Source organism: Halomonas sp. DP5N14-9, assembly GCF_019802175.1.
Taxonomy (GTDB): Bacteria; Pseudomonadota; Gammaproteobacteria; order Pseudomonadales; family Halomonadaceae; genus Halomonas; species Halomonas litopenaei.
The window spans coordinates 408403-434223 of sequence record NZ_JAHVHR010000035.1 but is presented as its reverse complement, the minus strand read 5'-3'; the positions used below and the strand labels follow the sequence as shown (position 1 = coordinate 434223).

21 protein-coding genes are annotated in these 25821 nt (G+C 63.8%); 5 read left to right on the top strand and 16 right to left on the bottom strand.

Features of this window, described 5'->3' with window-relative positions; genetic code table 11:
- Window positions 1-121: 121 nt before the first annotated feature.
- The 3 genes from KUW00_RS21600 to uraH all read right to left on the bottom strand — a co-directional run bounded on the left by KUW00_RS21600 (window position 122) and on the right by uraH (window position 2629).
- Complete coding sequence (locus KUW00_RS21600) at window positions 122-856, bottom strand: GntR family transcriptional regulator (RefSeq protein ID WP_083970245.1); 735 nt, start codon at window positions 854-856, stop codon at window positions 122-124.
- Window positions 857-965: 109 nt separating this feature from the next.
- Window positions 966-2198, bottom strand: a complete 1233-nt coding sequence (locus KUW00_RS21595; protein ID WP_108132431.1) for a urate hydroxylase PuuD — start codon at window positions 2196-2198, stop codon at window positions 966-968.
- Between the two features lie 77 nt (window positions 2199-2275).
- Window positions 2276-2629: a hydroxyisourate hydrolase gene (gene uraH, locus KUW00_RS21590; RefSeq protein ID WP_045991737.1), complete on the bottom strand. Its 354-nt coding sequence runs from the start codon at window positions 2627-2629 to the stop codon at window positions 2276-2278.
- Window positions 2630-3067: 438 nt separating this feature from the next.
- On the opposite strand from uraH, the gene uraD reads away from it, so the two are divergent.
- Window positions 3068-3586 carry a 2-oxo-4-hydroxy-4-carboxy-5-ureidoimidazoline decarboxylase gene (gene uraD, locus KUW00_RS21585; protein ID WP_045991736.1) on the top strand — a complete coding sequence of 173 codons (519 nt, stop codon included), beginning with the start codon at window positions 3068-3070 and terminating at the stop codon, window positions 3584-3586.
- Window positions 3587-4275: 689 nt separating this feature from the next.
- On the opposite strand, the gene KUW00_RS21580 is transcribed toward uraD, so the two are convergent.
- Both KUW00_RS21580 and KUW00_RS21575 read right to left on the bottom strand, forming a co-directional pair.
- Window positions 4276-4632: a hypothetical protein gene (locus tag KUW00_RS21580; RefSeq protein ID WP_045991735.1), complete on the bottom strand. Its 357-nt coding sequence runs from the start codon at window positions 4630-4632 to the stop codon at window positions 4276-4278.
- Window positions 4633-5452: 820 nt separating this feature from the next.
- Complete coding sequence (locus KUW00_RS21575; protein ID WP_108132429.1) at window positions 5453-6166, bottom strand: glutathione S-transferase N-terminal domain-containing protein; 714 nt, start codon at window positions 6164-6166, stop codon at window positions 5453-5455.
- Between the two features lie 357 nt (window positions 6167-6523).
- Here KUW00_RS21575 and KUW00_RS21570 point away from each other — a divergent pair, with 357 nt between their 5' ends.
- Window positions 6524-8227, top strand: a complete 1704-nt coding sequence (locus tag KUW00_RS21570; RefSeq protein WP_108132428.1) for an L-lactate permease — start codon at window positions 6524-6526, stop codon at window positions 8225-8227.
- A 617-nt stretch (window positions 8228-8844) separates the two neighbouring features.
- On the opposite strand, the gene KUW00_RS21565 is transcribed toward KUW00_RS21570, so the two are convergent.
- From KUW00_RS21565 to KUW00_RS21520, 10 genes are all read right to left on the bottom strand, one after another.
- A complete protein-coding gene (locus KUW00_RS21565) occupies window positions 8845-9369 on the bottom strand; it encodes a gamma carbonic anhydrase family protein (protein ID WP_045991732.1) in 525 nt (174 codons plus the stop codon).
- Between the two features lie 88 nt (window positions 9370-9457).
- Window positions 9458-10486 (bottom strand): low-specificity L-threonine aldolase, encoded by a 1029-nt coding sequence (ltaE, locus tag KUW00_RS21560; protein ID WP_045991731.1) that lies wholly within the window; start codon window positions 10484-10486, stop codon window positions 9458-9460.
- A 101-nt stretch (window positions 10487-10587) separates the two neighbouring features.
- Complete coding sequence (locus tag KUW00_RS21555; protein ID WP_222570102.1) at window positions 10588-13596, bottom strand: FAD-binding and (Fe-S)-binding domain-containing protein; 3009 nt, start codon at window positions 13594-13596, stop codon at window positions 10588-10590.
- 65 nt (window positions 13597-13661) lie between these two features.
- On the bottom strand, window positions 13662-14885 hold the full coding sequence (locus tag KUW00_RS21550; protein ID WP_222570101.1) for a pyridoxal-phosphate-dependent aminotransferase family protein: 1224 nt from the start codon (window positions 14883-14885) through the stop codon (window positions 13662-13664).
- Window positions 14886-15063: 178 nt separating this feature from the next.
- Window positions 15064-16251, bottom strand: a complete 1188-nt coding sequence (locus tag KUW00_RS21545) for a CaiB/BaiF CoA transferase family protein (RefSeq protein WP_222570100.1) — start codon at window positions 16249-16251, stop codon at window positions 15064-15066.
- 25 nt (window positions 16252-16276) lie between these two features.
- Window positions 16277-17071, bottom strand: coding sequence for an enoyl-CoA hydratase/isomerase family protein (locus KUW00_RS21540; protein WP_222570099.1), 795 nt, complete (start codon window positions 17069-17071; stop codon window positions 16277-16279).
- Window positions 17072-17099: 28 nt separating this feature from the next.
- Window positions 17100-18386, bottom strand: coding sequence for a TRAP transporter large permease (locus KUW00_RS21535; protein ID WP_222570098.1), 1287 nt, complete (start codon window positions 18384-18386; stop codon window positions 17100-17102).
- 13 nt (window positions 18387-18399) lie between these two features.
- Window positions 18400-18966, bottom strand: a complete 567-nt coding sequence (locus KUW00_RS21530) for a TRAP transporter small permease (RefSeq protein ID WP_071211091.1) — start codon at window positions 18964-18966, stop codon at window positions 18400-18402.
- 62 nt (window positions 18967-19028) lie between these two features.
- Window positions 19029-20003 carry a TRAP transporter substrate-binding protein gene (locus tag KUW00_RS21525; protein WP_222570097.1) on the bottom strand — a complete coding sequence of 325 codons (975 nt, stop codon included), beginning with the start codon at window positions 20001-20003 and terminating at the stop codon, window positions 19029-19031.
- Window positions 20004-20439: 436 nt separating this feature from the next.
- Window positions 20440-20916 (bottom strand): GlcG/HbpS family heme-binding protein, encoded by a 477-nt coding sequence (locus KUW00_RS21520; RefSeq protein ID WP_222570096.1) that lies wholly within the window; start codon window positions 20914-20916, stop codon window positions 20440-20442.
- Window positions 20917-21153: 237 nt separating this feature from the next.
- On the opposite strand from KUW00_RS21520, the gene KUW00_RS21515 reads away from it, so the two are divergent.
- The gene (locus KUW00_RS21515) at window positions 21154-21813 is read left to right on the top strand and encodes a GntR family transcriptional regulator (RefSeq protein ID WP_222570095.1); all 660 of its coding nucleotides are present in this window, start codon (window positions 21154-21156) and stop codon (window positions 21811-21813) included.
- Between the two features lie 46 nt (window positions 21814-21859).
- Here KUW00_RS21515 and glcC read toward each other — a convergent pair whose 3' ends face one another.
- Window positions 21860-22633 (bottom strand): transcriptional regulator GlcC, encoded by a 774-nt coding sequence (gene glcC, locus KUW00_RS21510; RefSeq protein ID WP_108132421.1) that lies wholly within the window; start codon window positions 22631-22633, stop codon window positions 21860-21862.
- Window positions 22634-22819: 186 nt separating this feature from the next.
- Between glcC and glcD the strand changes: the two genes are divergently transcribed.
- Together glcD and glcE are read left to right on the top strand one after the other, a co-directional pair.
- Entirely contained in the window at window positions 22820-24319 is a 1500-nt protein-coding gene (glcD, locus tag KUW00_RS21505; RefSeq protein WP_108132420.1) for a glycolate oxidase subunit GlcD, read from the top strand.
- Between the two features lie 393 nt (window positions 24320-24712).
- Entirely contained in the window at window positions 24713-25798 is a 1086-nt protein-coding gene (glcE, locus tag KUW00_RS21500) for a glycolate oxidase subunit GlcE (RefSeq protein WP_222570094.1), read from the top strand.
- The last annotated feature ends 23 nt before the right edge of the window (window positions 25799-25821 follow it).

The following is a 25821-nucleotide window of genomic DNA, read 5'->3' as shown; positions in this document are numbered from 1 at the left end:
ACTAGGCCCGGTAGCCGAGCTTCTTCGAGCAGCTCTCGGCAACCAACCAGCAACAAGGCTCCCGGCGATCGCTGGGAGCCTTGTCGTTTCGGAGCCAGGCATTCTAGAGACGCGGTGAGCGTCAGGGCGCAAAGATATCGAACAGGTTGGGCGCCTCGTCCTCTTCCTCGACGATCGACAACGAGGCCTCGATGGCCTTGAGGTGGCGGCCCATGAAGGCGGCGGCGCGCTCGCCCTTGCCGTCTTCCAGGTACTGGATCAGATCCTGATGGTCATGTGACTCGCAGCCCAGGTGCCCGGCGTTGCCGTAGACGGCCAGAATCAGCGAACTGCGCGAACACAGGCGCTCGACGAAATCCGCCAGGGTGCGGTTGCCGGAGACCCGGGCCAGATAGGTGTGGAAGTCGGCGGACAGGCGAATCGCGACGCTCTGCTCGCCGCTGCGCAGCGCTTCCCGCTCGCGCTGGGCCATGTCCTTGAGGGTGACGATGTCGTCCTGGGTGATGCGCCTGGCGATATCCGACATCAGCCCGCACTCGACCATCTGGCGGGCGTCGAACACGTCCTTGGCTTCGTCAGCGGTAGGACGCGTCACGCTGGCGCCACGGCGTGGCGTCAGGGTGACGAGCTGCTCCAGCGCCAGGCGCTGCAGGATCTTGCGAATGCCGGTACGACTGACCCCGAACACCTCAGACAGGGCATCCTCGCGCAAACGTGCGCCCGGCTTGAGCCGGTGCTCGATGATGGCGTCGCTGATCGAGCGATGAATGGCCTCGTGACGCTCGGCGCCGTCACCGTTCTTGCCCTGTCTGGGGGCCGGTGAGGCGGGGGGCGAAGGCTTCACGCGCTGATTCATCGACACTGTCCTCGGATGCAATATATCCCCATTGTATACGAGATATACCGACAGGAAAGAACCGCAGTTCCCCGCGTCTCGCCGGGGCAACTGCGGCTCATCCTGGCCTCTATTCGCCCCAGTTGGCGACCAGAGCGCGCTCCTCGTCGGTCATCTGGGTCAGGTTGCCAAGCGGCATATAGCCGCTGGCGACCACCTGCTGGATCGCGGCCTTCTGCTGCTCGACCTGGGCCTCGGTTTCCAGCGCCACACCGGCGGGCGGAGCGGTGAATCCGGCGTGGGCGGGCTGGGCGGCGTGGCAGCTGACACAGCGCTCCTGCATGACAGCATGCACCTGGGCCAACGGCGAAGCGTCTGCTGCAACCGGTGCACTGCTGCCGCTGTTGGCGTTGTCGGCGGCCGGACTGGTCGTCAGGCTCGGAGCCCCCACCGCGAAGGCCACCAGAATCAGCGCCACCCCGGCGGCCGGGTAACTCGGCTTGTGCTGACCGCTGTGCATCAGCACGAAGTACTGGCGAATCAGGGCGCCGGCAAAGATCAAGAGCGCCATGATCACCCAGGCCCAGTCGCTGGTATAGGCGAAGGAATAGTGGTTGCTGATCATCAGCAGCACCACCGGCAGGGTGAAGTAGGTGTTGTGCACCGAGCGCTGCTTGCCGCGCTTGCCGTCCAGGGGGTTGGGCGTCTCGCCCGCCTTCATCGCCTTCACCATGCGGCGCTGACCCGGAATGATCCAGAAGAAGACGTTGGCGGACATGGCGGTGGCCATGACGGCACCGGTCAGCAGGAAGGCGGCACGTCCGGCGAAGATATGCACGCTGAGATAGGCCACCACCACCATCATGACGGCGACACCCAGGCTCAAGAGGCCATCGCGCTCCATATTGGGGCTGACACGCTTGCACATCTCGTTGTAGACGACCCAGCCACCGAGCAGGAACAGCAGCGCCACCACATTGGCCTGCCAGCCGGACAGATTGGCGGCCCACTCCCAGGGACTCTGGGGGTTGACCAGGTAGAAACTGGGGTTGGCCATGTACAGAATCACGAACAGCGCAAAACCGGACAGCCAGGTGGTATAGGCCTTCCAGAAGGACCAGTGCAGATCGTCCGGCAGCTTGGCCGGCGCCGTGGCGTATTTCTGATTGTGGTAGAAGCCGCCCCCGTGGACCGCCCACATTTCGCCGAACACACCCTTGCCGCGGTCTTCTTCGTCCTTGGGGGTCTTCAACGAGTTGTCCAGCATGACAAAGTAGATCGACTCGCCTATCCAGGCGATGGCCGCGATGACATGCAGCCAGCGCAGCAGAAAATTGCTCACGTCCAACAGGTACGATGACATGGCCCTATCCCGACTTCAGTTGTTGTTGGAAGGCAGTCAGTATCGATGGCTGCCTGGTTGATCGTGCTCGATGACGCTCAGCTTCCGCGGTAGGTGGAGTAGCTATAAGGCGACAGCAAGAGCGGCACATGGTAGTGCTCACTGGCATCCGCCACGCCGAATCTCAGGGGAATCCGATCGAGGAAACGCGGCTCCGAGGCCTCGACACCCAGGGCGCGCAGATAGTCACCGGCGTGAAACAGCAGTTCGTACTCTCCTTCGACGAAGTCGTCGCCTTCGAGGATCGGGCTATCGCAGCGCCCGTCATCGTTGGTCATCGTCTCCCCGAGGCGCTGACGTTCGTCGCCAAGGATGCGGAAGAGCTCAATACGAATCCCCTGGCCTGGGCGGCCAAGCGCGGTATCCAGTACATGGGTGGTCAGGCGTCCCATAAGTGTCCTCCCCTCTCGCGGGTCATCAGCGGGTCGATCAGCGGGTCAATGTATCCAGTCCTGGACTGGCTAAAGTGAATCACTGATATGGAGCATCATCGTCTCTCGTCACACCTGGCCAGAGGCTTTCGCCGGTCGTGGCTTGCAGCAACACGAAGGTGACTTCAGTGATGCCGGCATGGCGGAACCAGTGCATGGTGGTGTGGAACCATGACAACATACATCATTGACCAAATTAAGAGTACATTTCAAACTATTTTTTGTATACAGTTTGAGCATGCATAGCTGCCTGGTGTTTGCCGACAGCAACAGAGGCTCGACCGACCTCTTGCCGTCTGCGCCTACGCCCGCTGCCAACAAGGTGTGACCGACACCAACGAGTCATCAGAGCTATGCTCGTCCCCATCTACCTTGCCGTCATGACAGGAGCCACTCCCCATGCCTAGCCTCACCCAACGCCCCAGCCAGATGGACAAGACCCAATTCGTGACCACCTACGGAGACGTCTTCGAGCACTCACCCTGGGTGGCGGAGCGTGCCTTCGATCGTGGCCTGAACGAGCAGCATGACGACCCGGTACGTCTTGCCGAGCACATGGGCCAGGTCCTCAGCGACGCCTCCCCGGAGGAACAGCTGCAGGTCATCCGGGCGCACCCTGATCTTGCCGGCAAGGCTGCCGCCGCAGGCGAGTTGACCAACGACTCCACCCGCGAGCAGGCCGGGGCCGGGCTGGACCAGTGCACCCCGGAGGAGCTGGAGCGCTTCACCCGCCTCAACGAAAGCTACAAGGCGCGTTTTGGTATTCCCTTCATCATGGCGGTCAAGGGCGGCAATCGGCACACCATCCTCGCCGCCTTCGAACAGCGCCTGAACAACTCAGCCGAGCAGGAAAGGCAGGAAGCCGTGGTGCAGATCAATCGGATCGCTCGGTTCCGACTGGAAGATCGCGCTAGCTGAAGTAGCAAGCACACAAAAACGGCCGGTCACCTGGTGACCGGCCGCCAAACCCTACGTCGATGACCAGAGGCCTTGGCGCTCTCGTCATCCTGAAATCGTCACGCTTTTCGCGTCCGGGCTGGTTGTAGACGAACGGCCCCATGTGGATGGCGGCCTACCAGACCCTTTTACGTGACGTTCAGCGAACCACCGGGTCATGCTCTGGGCCCTGCCAGCTGCACGACAGTAGAGTTGCGCTACCTCACTTCTGGGGCTCGTCGCTCTCGCTTGAGTTGCACTACCTCATCTCACGACCATGCTGAAACTGCACCCAAGGCGGGACCATTACGCTCGTGCCCACCTTTCCGCGACTTGCGCAGCGCCTGTCGCTCGGGGCCAGGCATCTTTTTACTGCTTTATTTACTTCTGACTAATCTCTTTCTAGCTAATCTCTTTCTAGCTAATTTCCTGCTAGCTAAACGCTTGCTGGTGACGTTCCTGCTGGCTCCATTCTTCTTTTTTGATATCTCTGCTTGAGCCTGCCGGTGTCATCATCGACATGTCGACGTCGATATCTCCGGGCCATATCGCCGAGCCATGTATCCGGGCCGTGTCTCAGGGCCGTGTCTGCGGGCAATATTCCTCGACGATGACGCTAGCCGATGTCTCCAGCCGACGCCCCTGGCGTCCAGAACGTACCAGCTTCGCCGCTACTCCTTGGCCGAATCCAGCGCTTCCTTGGCCACTCCCTGACACTTTTCCTGGTACTCCTTGCTCAACTTGAGCAACGTCTCGCTCTCCTCGCGCAGGCTCTCTCCGATCACCGACAGGGTTTCCTGCTGGGACTGGCTGGCGTTCTTCAGACTTTCGGCATCGCGCACTTCGCACCAGGACCGGGCCTGTGCGATACCTGCCTTCATGGCGGAGTCCATGGTCTTGAAACGCACATCCAGCATCTTCTGAGAATACTCCAGCGTCAGCAGGCTCCCCTCACGCCACGGACTCAACAATTTGTCCATGGAGGGGATCATGTTTTCCATTGTCGGCATTGCCTTGTTCTCGCTCATGTTGGTACTCCCTATAGGTATGCCAGCACGCTCGGCCCACGGGCAGCCTGACCGCCGTAACAACGACGAGACGAGGCAGCCTGGCAGTATCTTGTGCTGCACCGGTTACATATCGCCTTCAAACGAGCACAGAATCGTCTCGCATGTGAAGACTAGAACGCACCTTGCTGCACCGCAACATCATATAAGGCATATACGAGCCACTAATTACACTAACGCGGGTATAGTCACCCAGCATTCTCAGTATCTACCCAGCGGCGCACCATTCGCACCATAGCAGTAGATGATTGACGCTCTGATGACAGCAGCGGCGCCAGCTCCAGAAGCACAACAAACACGCTTTTGTAAGAAATAACGACAAGAACAATCGCTAATAACGACAGTCGTCAATAGCGACAATCGACAGTTTCGTCATCAAACACAAGACCGCTGCTTCGCCATTTCCGACGGGCCACCGGAGCAACTTGCAAGCAGATTCACCAGCTCGGTACAGCTACCGCAGCGTTGTCCGATGGCCTTCCAAAAGATATCTGCAAGATTAGCCAAGACGAGGGCCCTTGCCGGCGATCCTCTAAAGCCATGATCGACATGCGGTAATAACCGAGGGGTCATGATCGCCGCAGACTAAAGGCGAAAGCTTACCGAAGGAAACTGAGGAGGGAAGCGCAACGAGGAGTCGAGAGTCGAGAGTCGCGAGCAGAGAGCAGAGAGCAGAGAGCAGAGAGCAGAGAGCGGAGAGCAGAGAGCAGAGTGCGAGACAGAGCAGAGAGCAAAGAGCGAGACGACGAATTCAGGGCGTCGCCTCGCTCGGCAGCAAGGGTCAGGCGCGATAGGCGCCTTCGATATCACAGATGCGCACCGCGTTGCGGCCGACACCGCCATTGGCATCAAGCATCCGCTCGATCCAGGCGTAGACCGGATCGGCATTGGACACCAGATCCGCGGTGGACACCGAACGCGCCCACATGAAGTTGGCAAACACCAGATAGTCCGCCGCACCGGGCGCATCGCCATCGATGAAGTCGCTTCCCGACAGCTGGCCACGCAGGGGCTCCAGGGCGCTATCGAGCTGGCTGAGCCCCTTGGCCGGAGAATGGAACTGCTCCAGCGTCATGCCCAGGCGTTTTTCACGAGTGGTGCGGAAGTAGTCGCGGTCCTTGGGATGGATGGCGTTCATCAGGTCCATCACGATGGTACGCAGGATCGGCAGCTGCAGGGCGCGCTCGCTGTAGTGCTTGAAAAAGCGGGCGCGGGATTCGGCCAAGGGACCGCCAAGCAGCGTCGGGGCCTCAGGGTAGGCACGATCCAGGTAACGCAGGATCTCGAAACTGTCGGTGATCACTTCGTCGCCATCGATCAGCACCGGGACCTTGTCATGGTCCGTGAATTCGAGCTTTTCCTTTTCGGTAAAGCACCAGGGCCGCGCCTCCACCTCGAGTCCCTTGTGTGCGATGGCCAGCTTGGCTCGCCAGCAGAAGGGAGAAAAACGCAGTGATTCGTCGATGCCACACAGGTCGTACATCACCAGGGCCATGCCAGATACCTCTAGAAGGGGAATGTCTGCCGATAGTGCCATCAACCGCCCACCTCGCCAACGCCATGATTTCCTGAGGGATGGAGACAAACCTGTCCATTAGTCTAAGAAACTAGCCTCGTTCGCACCCGCCTCCAGCGGCTTTGTCGACTCTAACCTACTGTTAAACAATAAATTTGAAGAATGATCGGACGAGGAGTCATCAGCACTGCATTGGTCTGACCAATATCCCAGTCTAGAACGATTTCGCTAGTCGGCTTATCGTGCCGCCTTGTCCGAGCCTTACCCCGGCGTGAGACCGCCAACTTCGACACAACGGATATTACAAACAAGGACACGACAAGAGACCCCAACACCATGACCGACACCACTCTAGCCTTGATAGCCTTTGTGCCGCTCATACTGGCCGGCATCCTGCTGATCGGCATGCGCATGGCCGCCAAGGTCGCCATGCCCATCGTCTTTCTGGTCACCGCGCTGATTGCCCTGGTGGCCTGGGACATGACCTTCACACGGGTCCTGGCCTCGACCCTGCAAGGATTGATCCTGACCGTGGCGATCCTGTGGATCATCTTCGGCGCCATCCTGCTGCTCAACACCCTGAAGCACTCCGGCGGTATCGCCGCCATTCGCAATGGCTTCTCCGGCATCAGCCCGGACCGCCGCGTCCAGGCGATCATCGTGGCCTGGCTGTTCGGCTGCTTCATCGAGGGCGCCTCGGGCTTCGGCACGCCGGCGGCGGTGGCCGCCCCGCTGATGGTCGCGCTGGGCTTCCCGGCACTTGCCGCTGTGGTGGTGGGCATGATGATCCAGTCCACTCCGGTGTCCTTCGGCGCTGTCGGCACCCCCATCGTGGTCGGTGTCGCCGGTGGCCTGGACAGGGTCGGCATCACCGAGACGCTGGAAGCCGGTGGCTCCACCTGGATGGAGTACTTCCGCCTGATTGCCGGAGAAGTCGCGCTGGTGCATGCCGTGGTCGGTGTGCTGATGCCGCTGATCATGGTCAGCGTCATGGTACGCTTCTTCGGTGCCAACCGCTCCTGGAAGGAAGGCCTGGCGATTGCTCCCTTCGCGATCTTCGCAGGCGTCGCCTTCGTGGTGCCCTACGCCCTGGCTGGAGTCTTCCTGGGCCCCGAATTCCCGTCGATGATCGGCGCCATGGTAGGCCTTGCCATCGTGGTCCCGGCCGCCCGTCGCGGTTTCCTGATTCCCGAAAAGAGCTGGGACTTCCCGGAAAGTGACAGCTGGCCTGCCCACTGGATCGGCAAGCTCAGCATCAAGGCCGACGAGGTCGTGGGCCGCGCACCGATGAGCACCTTCATGGGCTGGCTGCCCTACGTGCTGCTGGCGGTACTGCTGGTGGCGTCACGTACCATCGAGCCGTTCAAGCAGGCACTGACCTCGGTAAGCCTGGGCTTCAGCGACATCCTGGGTGAGGCCGGTATCTCCGGCAGCCTGCAGCCACTCTACCTGCCCGGCGGAATCCTGCTGATGGTGGTGCTGATCACCGCTCTGATGCATCGCATGAACGGCAATCAGCTCAAGGCGGCCTTCAGTGAATCCAGCCGTACCCTGCTGGGCGCCGGCTTCGTGCTGGTGTTCACCATCCCCATGGTGCGCATTCTGATCAACTCCGGCGTCAACGGCGCGGATCTGGCCTCCATGCCGGTGGCCATGGCCACCGCGGTGGCCAACGGTGTCGGCGACATCTATCCGCTGTTCGCTCCTGCCGTCGGCGCGCTGGGTGCCTTCATCGCCGGCTCCAACACCGTGTCCAACCTGATGCTGGCAGACTTCCAGTTCAACGTGGCCCAGCAACTCGGTGTGTCCACCGCGCTGATGGTGGCGCTTCAGGCCGTCGGCGCCGCCGCCGGCAACATGATCGCCATCCACAACGTGGTAGCCGCCTCGGCCACCGTGGGCCTGCTGGGACGCGAGGGCATCACCATTCGCAAGACCATCCTGCCGACCATCTACTATGTGCTCGCGGCGGGGCTGATCGGGCTGGTGGCGATGCAGGTCGTCGGTATCTCCGACCCGCTGATGGGGCTGTTGCAGTAGGCACTACGCCAAGCCAGGCGCCACCTGGCTGACCGACAAGGGGGTGTCATCGACGATGACACCCCCTTCTTGTTGGCGACAGGCGCCACCTTTGCTCGAGAACTGCGCCACTCTAAGCACAGTTTGACTACCTCTGTGCCGATATGGCGGCCCTTATACCCTGCGCCTAGAGTTAATTCAGTGTAGTACGCACGTGCAGCATTCTTGCTTTCAGGTTCACCGGCAAGGCGCGTTGCCTTCGTACTGACCAGGGGATGGCTCTTCGTGAGCGCCCACGCACGCATGGCCTCGACAAGGGCCACGACTCTCGACCAGGGGAAATTCAGATGTCCTATCTGCTGCTTGCCATGATCACCGTGATCGCCGTCGTGGTGATTACCAACGGCGCGAGATCCTCGGAATCCATGCTGTTGCTGAGGCACAAGGCTCCCGGTCCACACAGGGTCAAGCGGCACAGAAGACCGACCCGACGGCATCTCTAGGCCGGGGAGGCTGCTCCCTCCAGGGTGTTGACGAGTTGCCCGCAGACCACAGACAGCGCGGCGAAGTGTCCGTGGCCTCTTGCGAAGGGGGGCCAGGCGCTGTCCGAAACGTCGACGAGCGCAGGCTCTGATGACCTAGCCGATGCGAGCCAGCCGGGTACGATGTAGCCGCGCCTTGGTCACGTAGCCCTCGGCATTGGTCTTGAGTGCGGCGATGGCCTTGTCGTCCAGTTGCCGGATCACCTTGCCCGGCGAGCCGACGACAAGGCTGTTGTCGGGGATCTCGGCACCTTCCTTGACCAGCGCCCCTGCCCCGATCAGGCAGTTCTTGCCGATCACGGCGCCATTGAGCACCACCGCCTGGATGCCGATCAACGAGCCCTCGCCCACGGTGCAGCCATGCAACATCGCCTGGTGCCCCACCGTGACGCCCGGTCCCACCGACAGCGGGTAGCCGGGATCGGCGTGCAGCACGGCGCCATCCTGGATATTGCTGCCTTCGCGCACTTCAAGTGATTCGGTGTCGCCCCTGAGTACCGCCTGGTACCAGATGCTGGCGTCTTCATGGATTTTCACCTGGCCGATGACCTCGGCGCTCTCGGCGACGAAGACGGTGCGATGAATATGGGGGGAATGGTTACCCAGACGATAGATGGCCATGGCCCGCTCCTGACGAGGTTATCCTTGTGGATGGGGGGCGCTGGGCGCCCACCCTGCCTATATAGTGGACGCTGTTTCCAAACTCTGCCTACTCCGTTATCGGTTCCTGTGCGAGAGAGGCAAAGTACGCTGCGATCTCCGTCGCCACTCGGCGTACATCCGACTCGCTGACCCCCAGATGGGTCACCAGGCGGGTGCGCGGCCTCACCGCGATCAAGATGCCACGCTCGGCAAGAAAGCCCTCCAGTGCGGCGCAGTGAGGAGCCGGCACGTCGAGAAAGACCATGTTGGTGGCCTGACCTGCCACCCCGATGCCTTCAATACCACCTAGCCACTCGGCGAGCTGGCGGGCATGACGGTGGTCGTCGGCCAGTCGCTCCACATGGTGATGCAAGGCATGCCGGCAGGCCGCCGCCAGCAGCCCCGACTGGCGCATGCCGCCTCCCAGCGTCTTGCGCCAGCGACGGGCCGCGGCGATAAAGCGCTCGCCGCCGACCAGCAACGAGCCCACCGGCGCACCCAGCCCCTTGGAAAAGCACAGCGATACAGAATCGAAACCGGCGCACAGCTCCGCCAGCGACTTGCCGGTGGCGACACTGGCGTTGAACAGGCGGGCGCCATCGAGGTGACAGGCCAAGCCTCGCTCGGCGGCAAGGCCGGTTACCTCCTGCACATAGTCCTGGGGCAATACCCGGCCCTGAAAGGTATTTTCCAGTGCGATCAGTCGGGTTCGCGCATGATGGATATCGTCTCCCTTGATGGCCTCGGCGATATCCTCCAGCGCCATGCGTCCGTCTGCCTGCTGGGCCAGGGGCTGGGGCTGGATGCCGCCAAGGACTGCAGCACCGCCGCCTTCATCGCGATAGATGTGCGAGCGTTGCCCGGCGATCACTTCGTCGCCACGCGCGCAGTGGACCAGCATGGCGGTCAGATTGCTCTGGGTGCCGGAGGGAAAGAAGGCCGCCGCGGCGAAGCCCGCGCGATCGGCCACCTCAGCCTCGAAGGCGGCGACGCTGGGGTCATCACCCCAGACGTCATCGCCCACCGGTGCGATGGCCATGGCATCACGCATGGCCTCGGTCGGTTGGGTCACGGTATCGCTGCGTAGGTCGATCATGGCGCTCTCCTTGTTCGCGCTGCCCTTTCCCCGAGTATGCCAGTTCGGCCTTCACCTGAGGACTGCCCTCACGCGCATTGGCCCCCTGCCCTCCCGACGACTCAGGCCAGCGCCTCGGCCAGCACCCTGGCGACATGACGCGCCTCACGTGCGGCACCGTCACGAATCTGGTGACGACAGCTGGTGCCGTCGGCCACGATCAGCGCATCCTCGGCGTCGCGCACCGCCGGCAGCAACGAGAGTTCCGCCATCTGCATGGAGGCCTCATAGTGCTCACGCTCGTAGCCGAAACTACCGGCCATGCCGCAGCACGACGACTGGATGGTCTCCACCTCGAGCTCGGGAATCCAGGACAGCACCTGCTGCACCGGCGTCAGGGCATCGAACGCCTTCTGGTGACAGTGGCCGTGGAGCAGCGCCCGCGACACCGGTAGCGCCTCGAGCGAAAGCTCCAGCCTGCCGGCATCCTTCTCGCGCACCAGAAATTCCTCGAACAACAGGCTCGCCTCGGCCAGTCGCTTGGCGGGCTCGCCCAGGCCGAAGCCCAGGAACTCGTCGCGCAGGGTCAGCAGGCAGGATGGCTCGAGCCCGACCACGGCAAGCCCTTTCTCCACGTGGGGGGTCAGCGCCGCCAGGGTCCGCTCGGCCTCCGCCCGGGCCCGATCGACCTGACCGCTGGCCAGGTAGGTACGCCCACAGCACAGCGGACGACGATCCGCAGCGCTCGCCAGGATCACCCGGTAACCCGCGGCTTGAAGCACGCGCATGGCGGCCTCGGCGTTGTCGGCTTCCATATAGTTGTTGAAGGTGTCGACGAACAGCACCACCTCCTTCATCGCCTGGTCGGCAACGGCCGGTCGCTCGCCCTGTCGGGCCCGCCCCAGGTAGTCGTCGGTGACGCGTGGCAGCGCGCGCTCCTCGGCCAGCCCCAGCGCCCGCTTCAGCGGTGAGGCCAGCCAAGGCGTGCCGTCGATGGCCTTCACCAAGGGTGACAGACGTCGCAGCACCGGAGCGCGCCTGGGCAGGTCACCGATCAGTCGCTCGCGCAGCGATACCCCGTCCTTGGCGACCCGTGCCGCCCGGGCCTCGATCTTGATCCGCGCCATATCGACGCCGGTGGGACAGTCACGTTTGCAGCCCTTGCAGGAAACGCACAGATCGAGCGCCTCCTTGACCTCGTCGCTGGCCAGGCCGTCGCGACCGAGCTGGCCGGACAACACCAGGCGCAGGGTATTGGCGCGGCCGCGGGTCAGGTGCTTCTCGTCGCGGGTGATGCGATAGCTAGGACACATGGTGCCGGCATCGAACTTGCGGCAGTGGCCGTTGTTGTTGCACATCTCCACTGCGCTGGCGAGGCCGCGGGTGACATCGCGGCCGCTACCCGGTGGGGTCTGCTCGCCGTTCAAGGGATCTCGCTCGACGTTCCAGGGCGACCAGTCCAGCACCGGCGTCAGTTCGATGCGCTGGTACTCCCCGGGAAAGCGGAAAAGCCGCGAGTCGTCCATCTTCGGGGTATCGACGATCTTGCCGGGGTTGAGCAGGTTGTCCGGGTCGAACAGCCCCTTGACCTCGCGGAAGGCGTCGTTGAGTGTCTCGCCAAACTGCCAGGCCACCCACTCGCCGCGACAGATGCCGTCGCCGTGCTCACCGGAGTAGGCGCCCTTGTAGGCCTTGACCAGTGCCGAGGCCTCCTCGGCGATGGCGCGCATCTTCTCGGCGCCGTCCCGGCGCATGTCGAGAATCGGGCGCACGTGCAGGGTGCCGACGCTGGCGTGGGCGTACCAGGTGCCCTCGGTGCCGTGACGATGGAACACTTCGGTGAGCTTGTCGGTGTACTCGGCCAGATGCTCGAGCGGCACCGCACAGTCCTCGATGAAGGACACCGGCTTGCCGTCGCCCTTCATGCTCATCATGATGTTGAGTCCCGCCTTGCGCACGTCCCACAGCGCCTTCTGGGCCTTGGGTTCGGGCATGTCGACGACACAGTCGGGCAATCCCAGGTCGGCCATCAGCTCGTTCAACCGGGCCAGGCTCGCCAGCAGCTCGTCTCGGTTCTCGCCGGCGAATTCCACCAGCAGCACCGCCTCTGGCTTGCCGATCAGGGCCTTCTCGATCACCGGACGGAAGGACGGATTCTCCAGCGACAGCGCGATCATGGTCTGATCGACCAGCTCCACCGCCGTCGGTGACAGGGTCACGATATGCTGGGTCAGGTCCATGGCCTGATAGAAGGTGGGGAAGTTCACCACCCCCAGCACCTTGTGCTGCGGCAACGGTGACAGCTTCAGGGTCAACTGGCGGGTCAGCGCCAGGGTGCCCTCGGACCCCACCAGCAGATGGGCCAGGTTGGCGCGACCGTCGGCCTCGTAGGGCAGCGGGTTCTGACAGTCGAACAGATCGAGGTTGTAGCCCGCCACCCGCCTGAGCACCTTGGGATAGTGCTCGCGGATGCGCTCGCCTTCGCGCCGGGCGATGGCCTCGACCTGCTCGGCCAGCCGCGCCGCCCGGGAACCGGCGGCCAGCTCGTCGACCAGACCGAGGTGCACCTTCTCGCCGTCAGCCAGCAGGACGTCCAGTGCCTGGACGTTATGCACCATGTTGCCGTAGTGGATCGAGCGCGAGCCGCAGGAGTTGTTGCCGGCCATGCCGCCCAGGGTGCACTGGGCGCTGGTGGAAACATCCACCGGGAACCACAGGCCACGGGGCTTGAGCCAGGCGTTGAGGTGATCGAGCACGATGCCGGGCTCCACCACCACCGTGCGCGCCTCCTTGTCGAAGGACACCACACCGTTCAGATGGCGGCTGGCGTCGATCACCAGCGCCTCTCCCACCGTCTGTCCGCACTGACTGGTGCCGCCGCCGCGAGGCAGCACCGGAATGCCTTCCCCACGAGCGATCTCCAGGGCCGTGGCCAGATCATCCTGATGGCGCGGGATCACCACGCCCACCGGGGTGATCTGATAGATCGAGGCGTCGGTGGAATAACGGCCGCGACTGGCGGCGTCGAACAGCACCTCGCCCTGGATTTCCCTGGCCAGGCGCGCGGCAAAGTCCGGCAGCGGCTGGATCCGTGCATCCCGCCCCTTGGCGGCAGACGTCAACGAGTTCATCACCCTCTCCTTGATAACCCTGGGTAGACCGTCGGCGACAGCGCCGCCGACGGGCGGGCGGTGGTTCAATCGCGAGCAAGGCGGGCCACGTGGGGCGCCGGGTTCTCGGAGAAGTACGCCATGGCAGCCTCGACGCCGCTGCCGGCAAGGCTCACCCCGGAGAGTTTCAGCCCCATCTCGCAGCCGGCCAGGGTCGCCATCAGCGTCAGGTCGTTGCAGTCGCCCAGGTGGCCGATACGGAACATGCGTCCCTTGGCCTTGCCAAGCCCGGTGCCGAGCGACAGGTCGAAGCGCTCGTAGATCAGCTTGCGCACGGCATCGGCGTCGACGCCCTCCGGCATCACCACGCCGGTCAGCACCGGCGAGTAGACCTCGGGGTCCTGGCACTGGATCTCGAGTCCCCAGGCGTTCACCGCCGCGCGCACGCCCGCCGCCCAGCGCTGATGACGGGCCAGGACGTTATCCATCCCCTCGTCCAGCAGCATGTCGATGGCCTCGTTGAGGCCGTAGAGCAGATTGGTATTGGGGGTATAGGGCCAGTAGCCGCCCTGGTTGGCCTCGAGGATCTCGTCCCAGGCCCAGAAGCTCTTGGGCAGCCGCGACTCGCGACTGGCGGCCAGGGCCTTGTCGGAGATCGCGTTGAAGCTGATCCCCGGCGGCAGCATCAGCCCCTTCTGGGAGCCGGAAATAGTGACGTCGACACCCCACTGGTCGTGGCGATAGTCGGCGCTGGCAAGCCCCGAGATGGTATCGACCAGCAACAGCGCCGGATGACCGGCGCCGTCGATCGCGCGGCGCACCGCGGCGATGTCGCTGGTAACACCGGTGGAGGTCTCGTTGTGAACCACGCACACCGCCTTGATCCGCTGCTCGGTGTCTTGCTTGAGGCGTGCCTCGATCATGTCGGCCTGGACACCGTGGCGCCAGCCCTCGGCCCCCGGCAGGCCCAGAAACTCGGGCTCGAGTCCGAGACGCAGGGCCAGACGATGCCACAGAGAGGCGAAGTGGCCGGTCTCGAACATCAACACCTGATCCCCCGGCGACAGGGTATTGGCCAGGGCGGCCTCCCAGGCCCCGGTACCGGAAGCCGGATAGATGATCACCGGCTTGTCGGTCTTGAAGATCTTGCCGACCTTGCCGAGCAATTCGCGCCCGAGGGCGCCGAACTCCGGGCCACGGTGATCGATGGTCGGCAGGCTCATGGCCCGCAGGATACGATCCGGTACCGGCGAGGGGCCGGGGATCTGGAGGAAGTGACGTCCGGTGGGATGAAAGTCGAGATTCAGCATGTAAGGCCTCCTGGCCAGGCGTCGCACTGGGCGACGCCTGGATAGCTGTTCGGGCGCCAAGCGCTGCCGCGCCCCTCTTGTAATAATCTGTAATAATGAATGCAATTTTTATGGTGGCACCGCCCCACCGATTCGGCGACATGCCAGACGCTAGCTGCCGATCACGGTGGTGCCGGTGTCAGCGCACGGCACCCTGCTGACGCAGCGCGTCGATCTCGTCCGCTGCCAGCCCGATCTCCCCAAGCACCTCGTCGGTGTGCTGGGCGAACAGCGGCGCCGGCTGGCGAATCGCCAACGGGGTCGCCGAGAACTTGCTGGGAAAGCCCAGGGTCTTCATCCGCCCCATGGTCGGATGATCGACCTCCAGCACCATCTCGCGGGCCAGGTAGTGTTCGTCGTGCATGGCCTGGTCGAAGTCGTTGATCGGCCCTGCCGGCACCCCGGCGACGTCACAGCGATCGAGCCAGTAGGCGCGATCCTGTTGCCCGAGGATGTCCTCGAGGATGGCTTCCAGCGCCTCGACGTTGGCCCCGCGGTCGAGGTTGGTCTTGAAGCGCTCGTCGACCATCAGCTCGGGGCGCTCGATGACGTCCTCGCAGAAACGCTCCCAGGTACGCTGGTTGGCGCAGCCGAGCATCATGTAACCGTCGCGTACCCGCATCGCCTGGTAGGGCGCGGACACCCGATGGCGCCAGCCGGTGGCCTCGGGCACTCGGCCTTCGGAGAAGTAGGCGCCCGCCTCCCAGGTGAACCAGGGCAGGCCACACTCGGCGATGGCGATGTCCAGGTGCTGGCCTTCGCCACTACGCTGACGGTGGATATAGGCCGCCAGGATCGAGTAGATGGCGGTCAGCCCGGCGCCGATATCGTAGACGGCGACCCCGGTCTTGAGCGGACGCCGGCCCGGTTCGCCGGTCATCGACATCAGCCCACTCATGCCTTGGGCCACCAGGTCGAAGCCGCCCTTGTGACGCGACGGACCGGTCTGGCCGTAGCCCGAGATCGAGCAGTAGATCAGCCCCGGGTTGATCGCCTTGAGGCTGTCGTAGTCGATCTTCAGCGACTGGGTGACGCCGGGTCGATAGTTCTCGACCACCACGTCGGCTTCCTTGGCGAGGCGATAGAACACCTCGCGGCCCTTCTCTTCTTTCAGGTTGAGCGAAATGCTCTTCTTGTTGCGGTTGATCTGGGCGAAACAGGTCGATTCATCCTCGACGTAGGGGCCCATCTGGCGGCTGTCGTCGCCGCCGTTGGCCTTCTCGACCTTGATCACCTCGGCGCCCATGTCTCCCAGCACCATGGTGCAGTAGGGGCCGGCCATGATCTGCGAAACGTCGAGTACCTTGATCCCATCGAGTGGCAGCATTGTGGTTCTCCTTGCCTCAGGGCCTTTACTGACCCTGCCAGCGGAAGGGTGTCTTGTTGACGAACTTGTCCACCGCGGCCTTGAAGTCGCGGCTGGTGTAGCAGGTGGCGATCCAGTCGTCGCTGGCGTCGAAGGCCGGGCGGCGCTGTTCGATGACCCGCTGGATCACCTCCTTGGCCGCCCGAACGGTCAAGGGGGCACGCTCCTTGAACGCCTGCGCCCGCTCGGCCACCGTCGCCTCGATGGTCTCGGCGTCGACGATCTCGCCGACCAGCCCCAGGGCCAGGGCCTCCTCGGCACGTACCAGTTCGCCCGCCATCAGTACCTGCTTGGCCCGGGCGATGCCGGCGTGCTCGACCAGCCGCGAGACGTTGGTGATCGACAGGCAGTTGCCCAGCGTCCTGGCGATGGGGATACCGAACTTGAGACTCGGTGTCGCCAGGCGGAAGTCACAGGCCAGGGCGATGGCCGCGCCACCGCCGACACAGAAGCCTTCCAGCAGCGCCAGCGTCGGCAGCGGCAGGATCTCCACCCGCCCGACCACCCGGTCGATGCGACGCTCGTAGGCGATGGCGTCTTCGCCCTTGTCAAAGGCGGCGAACTGCTTGATGTCGGTGCCGGCGACGAAGGCTTCGCCGCCGGCGCCACGCATCACCACCGCGACCAGCTCCGGGTCGTTCTCGATGGTCTCGCAGTGGGCCTCGAGCTGGTCGTACATCTGCCAGGTCATGGCGTTGCGGCTGGCGGTGCGATCGAAGGTCAGCCAGGCGACGCCATCTTCGCTGTGGTAGTGCACCTGGCCCTGATCGTTGTCGCTCATGTCGTTGTTCTCCTTGTGGTGGTCGCGATCACACGCCGTAGATCAGGTTGACCAGCGCCAGGGCCACGGCGGGCACGTAGGTGTTGATCAGCAGGATCACGAACAGCACCGCCAGGAACCACAGATTGGTGCGCGTGGTGGCCCAGATGTCGGCCTTGGCGATGGAGCAGGAAGCGATCAGTACGCTGGCCACCGGCGGGGTCTGCTGGCCGATGGCCAGGTTCAGCGTCACGATCAGACCGAAGTGCAGCGGATCGATGCCCACCGCGGTCACCAGCGGCAGCACGATGGGCACCACCAGGATGATCGCCGCCGCCGAGTGCAGGAAGATGCCCAGCACCAGGAAGATGACGTTCAGAAGCGCCAGTACCACGTACTTGTTGTCGGTCATCTCGGCGATCGAGTTGGCCAGCTGCTGGGGAATCTGGGTCTCGGTCAGATACAGACCGACCACTGCAGAGGAAGCCACCAGCAGCATCACCACCGCCGTCTGCACGCCAGCATCGAGACAGGCCTTGTAGAAGATCTTGAGGCTGAACTCGCGATAGATCACCGCGCTGATGAAGATCGCCACGACCACCGCCAGCGCCGCGCCTTCAGTGGCGGTGACGATGCCGCCGAAGATGCCGCCGAGGATGATCACCGGAATCAGCAGCGCCCAGATGGCGCCCTTGAAGGCCTCCCACAGACGCGAGGCCCGGAAGCTCTGCTCCGCCGGCAGGTTGTGACGACGTGCCAGGAAGTAGCACATGGCCGCCAGCCCCAGGGCGCCGAGCAGACCAGGGAAGATGCCGGCGACGAACATCTTGACCACCGACTCGCCGGACATGACCGCGTAGAGGATCATCGGGATCGACGGCGGCAGGATGATCGCCAGGCTCGCCGCCGAGGACGAGATGGCGGCGGCGAACTCCTTGGAGTAGCCCTTCTTGCGCATGGCCGGAATCAGGATCGAGCCGATCGCCGAGACACCGGCGACGGCGGAGCCAGATATCTCGGCAAAGAAGATCGAGGCGCCGATGGTCACCATGGCGAGACCGCCCTTGATGAAGCCGACCATGGCCGAGGCCAGATCGATCAGACGGCGCGAGATGCTCGAGGCGTTCATGATGGCGCCGGCCAGGATGAACAGCGGTATCGCGATCAGCGGGAACTTGGTAGCACCGTCGAACATCACCATGCCGACATTGGGCAGGGCCAGGGTGCCGTAGCTGGCCACGGTGGCCAGGGCGCCGACGAGGCCGAGGGCGATGGCCACCGGCACGTTGATCAGTATCAGCCCGATCAGGCCGAAGAACATGGAAGCAATGATCATGGGGTTCTCCTCGTCAGCTGGCGCGCTGCGGACCGGTGGGTGAATCGTCGGTACGCACGTCGTCGGCCAGCACACCGGCCTCTTCGAGCTCGTGATCGACGAAGCCGGCTCCCTTGGCAGCCCGGATGACCTCGGGGAGCCTGAGCAGCTGGGCGAGAATGAACATCGCGGCACCGATCGGAATCACCGACTGGGTGAACTGCACCGAGATGCTGGGCAGGCTCACCAGGGTGGAGCCTTCAAGAATCTGCACCACCTGAAAACCAGTGACGCCGAGCAGCACGAAGAAGCCGATGGTGATCGCCTCGGCGAGCAGCGCGATGGGCAGGCGAATGGACGGCGAAACCATGTTGATCACGCTGGGACAGGCGATATGGGCGCCCTTGAGGGCGGCCAGGGCGGCGCCGTAGTAGGTCAGCCAGGCCAGTCCGATCGAGGCGACCTCGTCGTACCAGCTGAAAGGAGAGCCCAAAAGGCGTGACGCGAACCCGATGGTCACCACCAGGGTCAGCGCCAGCACATTGAGAAAGACGATGACCTCCAGAATCTTCTGGTAGGCCGCGGAAATGGTGGTAAGCACAGAGCATCCTCCGAAGGTGGATGCGGCCTCACCGAAGGTGGAGAGGCCGCAGTGGACAGGCGTTATTCGCGCAGTGCTTCCACCCGCGACAACAGTTCCTCACCACCTTCCACCTCGGCGGCGAACTTCTCGTAGATCCCGCGGGAACCCTCGACGAAGGCGTCGGTGTCGACCTCGTTCACCTCCATGCCTTCCTCCTCCATGGTGCTGACCAGGCTTTCGTCAAGCGAGGCGCCCTGCTCCAGTGCGAAGGCCTCGACCTCTTCGGCGGTCTCGATCAGCACCTCGCGAACGTGCTCGGGCAGGCGGGTCCAGCTGGCACCTGCCAGCACATAGGCCGGGGAATAGACGTGATTGGACAGCGACAGGTAGTCCTGGACCTCCTGGAAGCGCTGGGAATAGATCTGTACCAGCGGGTTTTCCTGACCGTCCATGGCACCGGTCTGCAGCGCGACGAAGGCCTCGGACAGCGCCATGGGCGCCGGCGATGCGCCGTAGCTCTTGAACATCTCGACCCGCCACACACCGTTGGGGGTACGCAGCTTGATGCCATCGAGATCCTCAGGGACCACGATCGGGCGGACGTTGTTGGTGATCTGACGGAAGCCGTTCTCCCAGATGCCGATGATGCGGTAGCGCTTGTCTTCGGCGACCGGATACAGGACATCACGCAGTACCTCGTCGCGGACTCGGGCGAGGTGCTCCCGGTCCTCGATCAGGTAGGGCATCTCGAACAGCGAGAATTCCGGCGCCACGCTGCTCATGATCGACGACGGCAGCGACAGATCGATGGTGCCGAGCTTGAGCTTGTTGAGCATCTGCTCGTCGGAACCCAGCTGGCTGGAGCCATAGGTCACCACCTCGGCCTCGCCTTCCAGGCGCTGGTTGGCCAGACGGGCGAACTCGTTGGCGGTCTTCTCGAACAGCGATCCCGGGCCACCGACGTGGCCGAACTTGATCTGCACCTCGTCGGCCTGAGCGGCACCGACGCCAAGCGCCAGTACGGATGCGGCCAGTACGGTCTTCAGCAGTTTCATAACCCTCACTCCGATTGTTGTTGTCCATCGTGGTCTGGCGGTGGGCGCCGGCTGGCACCCTGGAGGAAGCCTCAACGGGAGCTGGCGTGCTCTTCACGTAACGGTTCCGTCAGTCGCGGATTCCGTCACTTGAGCTTTCCGTTTCCAGGGCGTTCAGGGCCTGGGGACAGGAGTCGCTTCCCGCTGGGTCAGGGTCAATATGGATACATAATTCAAAATTAGGTATTATACTTTTGTCTTTCGCAAACTCGCCTTAGAGAATATTTATTTCTTAGCTTTCAGTGGCTTATATCGAAACAACGAGCTATCCAAGCCACTCGCTCCCTTGCTGCATCCCTGGAGACATACACAAAAAAAGCGAGCTCGAAGGCTCGCTCTGTCGCTTGCTGACGGGTCTGGCATCCATCCCTGTCGCCAGACAGTTGCCAGACCGGGATCAGGGATCTGAGACCGTCTCGGGCTCCAGCCCGGCTTGCCAGCCTGCCGCCTCGATGCCAGCGATGGCGGCGGCCTGATCGTCGGCCGAGGAAGCGCCGCTGACACCGACCGCACCCAGGATGCGCTGATCGTCATCGAGGATCAGTACTCCCCCGGCCACCGGCACGAAGCGGCCCCCGGAGGCCTCGGCCACCGCCGCCAGGAAGGCGGGACGCTCGCGGTTACGCTCGCCGGTGGTACCACTGGATACCCCGATACCCAGCGCGGCGTAGGCCTTGCCGTTGGCCACCGACCAGCGCAGCGGGCTGCAGCCGTCTTCACGCTCGGCCGCCACCGGATTGCCGCCGGCGTCCAGCACCACCGCGGTCAGAGGAGGCAGTTCGCCCTTGCGGGCAAAGGCGAAGACGGCGTCGAGCAATTGCCGCGCCGACTGACGCGACAATTGTACCTGTGCAAGAAATACGTTTCCGGCCATAGCAACTCCAGCGCAAGATATGAGAGAAGACAGAAAAGGCAGGCAGCAAGACAGCGGTCGAAAAATTGATCGACGCCGCTCGGCTCCCCGCCCCTCGCTGCCTCACAGGGTTACCCGAGTGCCTGGCCAAATACGCTCGCCAACACTCGCATAATTTGAATAATGAATTCATAATACGGAAAAGTTGAACCGTCAAGCGTTCGACCGTCAAACGATGATGAGCCCGGGAAATCCGCTATGGAAAAGATTCAGCCGCGTAGCCTGTACCTGGAAGTGGCCGACAGGATCCGCGACCTGATCGAGCAAGGCAGCCTGCTGCCCGGCGAGAAGATCGCCGAAAAGGCCCTGTGTGAAACCTTCGGTGTGTCACGCACCCCGCTCAGAGAAGCCCTCAAGGTGCTGACCTCGGAAGGGCTGGTCGAGAACCTGCCCAACCGAGGTTCCCGCGTGGTGCGCCTGACCCGGCGTGGGGTCAAGAACACCTATGACGTCATGGGCGCCCTGGAAGGCCTGTCCGGTGAGCTGGCCTGTCAGCACCTGACAGATGCCGACGTCGAGGAGATCCGTCGTCTGCATCAGCTGATGCTGGGCCACTACCAGCGCCAGGAGCTGGCCCCCTACTTCGAGGTCAACCAGCAGATCCACGAACGCATCCTGGCCGCGTCGAACAACGACGTGCTGATCGAGATGTACAACAACCTGAGCCAAAGGGTGAAGCGCATTCGCTACAGCGTCGAGATGGGCTCGGCCAACTGGGCCAAGGCCGTCGACGATCACGAGGCCATGCTGGAGGCGATCGAGGCCCGCGATGGCAAGCGCCTGGGCGACATCCTGCGCGCGCACCTCGGCCACAAGCTCGAGGTAGCCGCCGTCAGCGGCATCATCGACGAGGAATAGCAGGTCCCCGGACGGCGCGCAGAAGTCTCTGCCGTCGTCCCGGCACTTACCACTCTTCCAGGCGCATGGCCGAGCGCTCCAGACGCTGATCCTCGGCCTCGATCTCGCGCAGCATGTCACCGATGGTGGACAGGTGCTCCAGCGCCACCCGCCGCGCCAGTTGTGGTTTGCCCTCTACCACCGCGCGGTGCAGGCGGGCGTGCTGGCGGTTGATCATGTCCCTGGCGTCAGGACGATGATAGAGGTGCTTGACCGAGGCGAACACCGAGCTCAGCAGCAGGTCGGTCAGGCTCTGCAGCGTATGCGCCAGCACCGGGTTATGCGACGCCTGGCAGATGGCCAGGTGAAAGGCGTGGTCGAGTCGCGCCAGACGCTCCACCTCGAGGGGGTCCGCCTTTTCCACGTAGTCCGCCATCTCGCGATAGCGTCGGGTGATCAGCACCCTGTCCGAGGCGGTGCCGCGGCTCGCGGCCAGGCTCGCCGACTCCCCTTCCAGCAGCGCACGCACCTCGAGCAGGTCGTACAGGGTGCGTGGGTGCTCGCGAAACAGGTGCATCAAGGGCGTGGCATGGGGCGCCTCCACCAGTGGCGCCACCTCGGAGCCACGCCCCTGGCGAGTCACGATCACCCCTTTGCTTCGCAGGCTGCCGAGCGCCTCGCGCAGCGACGAACGCCCCACCCCCAGCCGCTCACACAGCCGCCGTTCCGAGGGCAACAGCTGGCCCGGGCGAAAGACACCGTCAAGGATCAGCGTCTCGAGCTTCGAGGCGATGGCCTGGGAGGTGCTGCTCGGTGCCAGTCGTTCTTCGTTGTCCCACATGTCCTACCTCCCGCAGCGTGCGCGGTTCGTCGTCCGTATTGATGCCCTGAACCGAGCACATCTGCCAATAACTGGTCAGACCAGCAAACCAAAATCTGGACACCGAGGTCAAGACAACGCAGATTGTAGTGCAGACAATAACCATCATTAGCCGCACGACCGTGCTAGCTCAACCGAGGAAGCGTCATGAACATCCTCTATGACGAACGCCTGGACGGCGCCTTGCCACGCCGCGACAAGAACGAGGTGCTCGCCGAACTCACCCGCGTGGTCCCCGACCTCACCCTGCTGCACCGCGAGGAAGACCTGCGCCCCTTCGAATGCGACGGCCTGTCGGCCTACCGCGTACTGCCCATGCTGGTGGCCCTGCCAGAGCGCCTGGACCAGGTCGAGGCGCTGCTCAAGCAGTGTCGTGAACTCGGCGTGCCGGTGGTCACCCGCGGCGCTGGCACCGGACTTTCCGGTGGGGCCCTGCCGCTGGAACAAGGCGTGCTGCTGGTCATGTCGCGCTTCAATCGGATTATCGACATCGACGCCGACGCCCGCATCGCCCGGGTCCAGCCAGGGGTGCGCAACCTGGCCATTTCCGAGGCGGCGTCGCCCTACGGGCTCTACTATGCGCCGGACCCCTCCTCCCAGATCGCCTGCTCGATCGGCGGCAACGTGGCCGAGAACGCCGGCGGCGTGCACTGCCTCAAGTACGGCCTCACCGTACACAACGTGCTGAGGCTCGAGGTGATGACCATCGAGGGCGAGCGCATGACCATCGGTTCCGAGGCGCTCGACAGCCCCGGTTTCGACCTGCTGGCGCTGATGATGGGCTCCGAGGGCATGCTCGGCGTGGTCACCGAGATCACCGTCAAACTGCTGCCCAAGCCCGAGACCGCCAAGGTGCTGATGGCCAGTTTCGATGACGTGGAAAAGGCCGGCGCCGCGGTCGGTGACATCATCGCCGCCGGTATCATCCCAGGTGGCCTCGAGATGATGGACAACCTGGCCATCCGCGCCGCCGAAGACTTCATCCGAGCCGGCTACCCGGTGGACGCCGAGGCGATCCTGCTGTGCGAGCTCGACGGCGTCGAGGCCGACGTGGACGACGATATCGAGACCGTGCGTGAAGTGCTGGCCAAGGCTGGCGCCAGCGACGTTCAGCTCGCCCGCGACGAGGCCGAACGCGCCAAGTTCTGGGCCGGTCGCAAGAACGCCTTCCCTGCGGTCGGCCGCATGTCGCCGGACTACTACTGCATGGACGGCACCATTCCTCGCCGCGAGCTGCCGAGGGTGCTCAAGGGCATCAGCGATCTGTCAGAGCAGTACGGGCTCAAGGTGGCCAACGTCTTCCACGCCGGCGACGGCAACATGCACCCCTTGATCCTGTTCGATGCCAACCGCGAAGGGGAACTCGAAACCGCCGAGGCACTGGGCGGCAAGATTCTCGAGCTATGCGTGGAAGCCGGCGGTTCGATCACCGGTGAACACGGCGTCGGCCGCGAGAAGATCAACCAGATGTGTGCCCAGTTCGACAGCCTGGAGATCACCGCCTTCCACGCGGTCAAGGCCGCCTTCGACCCGGAGGGACTGCTCAACCCAGGCAAGAACATCCCGACGTTGGCCCGGTGCGCCGAGTTCGGCGCGATGCACGTGCACAACAACGAGCTGCCGCACCCGGAACTGCCAAGGTTCTAGCCATGACAGCCACGAGAGCGTCCCGACGCTGGCGCGCTGCGCGCGATCAAGGTTCAGTGCGATGCACGTGCACAACAACGAGCTGCCGCACCCGGAACTGCCAAGGTTCTAGCCATGACAGCCACGAGAGCGTCCCGACGCTGGCGCGCTGCGCGCGATCAAGGTTCAGTGCCATGCATGGTGCACAACAACGAGCTGCCGCACCCGGAACTGCCAAGGTTCTAGCCAGAGCCGCCGCGATTCCAGGCGCCGCAGGAAAGGGTCACGGTTCAGGCAGGAAGGCGGCAAGCCTCGTCTCCTGCCAACGACCGTGACGCCCTTGCAGCGCTGCCGTGCTCCGTGTGTCGCGCCTTGTCGACGTTTGTCCCTCTTTGTCGGAATTCAGGTACCACCATGTCCAACAATGACGTTTCCCCTTCCGCCTTCGACGGCCTCGCGGCTCTGTCCGAAGCGATCCAGTCGGCAAGCGCCGAACGTCCGCTTCGCATCGTCGGCGGCAACACCAAGGCCTTCTATGGCCGCCCGGTGGAAGGTACGCCGGTATCCACCCGCGAACACCGCGGTATCACCAGCTACGATCCGGTCGAGCTGATTGTCTCGGTGCGTGCTGGCACCCTTCTCTCTAAACTCGAGGAGGCGCTGGCCGATCAGGGCCAGATGCTGCCCTTCGAACCCCCGCACTTTGGTGCCGAGGCCACCGTCGGCGGCACCATCGCCGCCGGACTGTCCGGCCCCCGCCGCCCCTGGGCCGGCTCGGTGCGAGACTTCGTGCTGGGCCTGCGGGTACTCGATCACCAGGGGCGTGAACAGCGCTTCGGCGGCGAAGTCATGAAGAACGTGGCAGGTTACGACCTGTCACGCTTGATGGTCGGCGCCCAGGGCACCCTGGGACTGATCACCGAAGTCACCCTCAAGGTGCTGCCGCTACCCACCGCCAGCGCCAGCCTGCGTCTGGAAATGTCCCAGTCAGAGGCTCTGAGTCGTCTGGCCGAATGGGGACGCAAGCCGCTCCCCTTGAGCGCAGCGGCCTGGCACAGTGGCGCCCTGCATCTGCGTCTCGAAGGCGGTGCAAGCTCGGTGGCCGCCACCCGCGAGGCGATCGGCGGGGACGCCCTCGAGGCCGACTTCTGGCGCGGGCTCAGAGACCTGTCGCTGCCCTTCTTCAGCGACGCCAGCACGCCGCTGTGGCGGATCAGCCTGCCGACCAACACCCCGAGCCTGGACATCGCCGGCGTCGAGCCACATCAACTGCTGCTCGACTGGGCCGGCAATCAGCGCTGGCTCAAGGGGCAGGTCGACGCCGAGTCGCTGCGCGACGCCGTCGCCCAGGCAGGTGGCCACGCCACCTGCTTCACACCGGGCACCGCCGAGCCCTTCACGCCACTGCAGCCGGTGGTCGCCAAGTACCACCAGCGGGTGAAACGCAAGCTCGATCCCGACGGCATCTTCAATCCGCGCCGACTGTATCCGGACTGGTAGACCGGGCGCTGAACGATCACAGC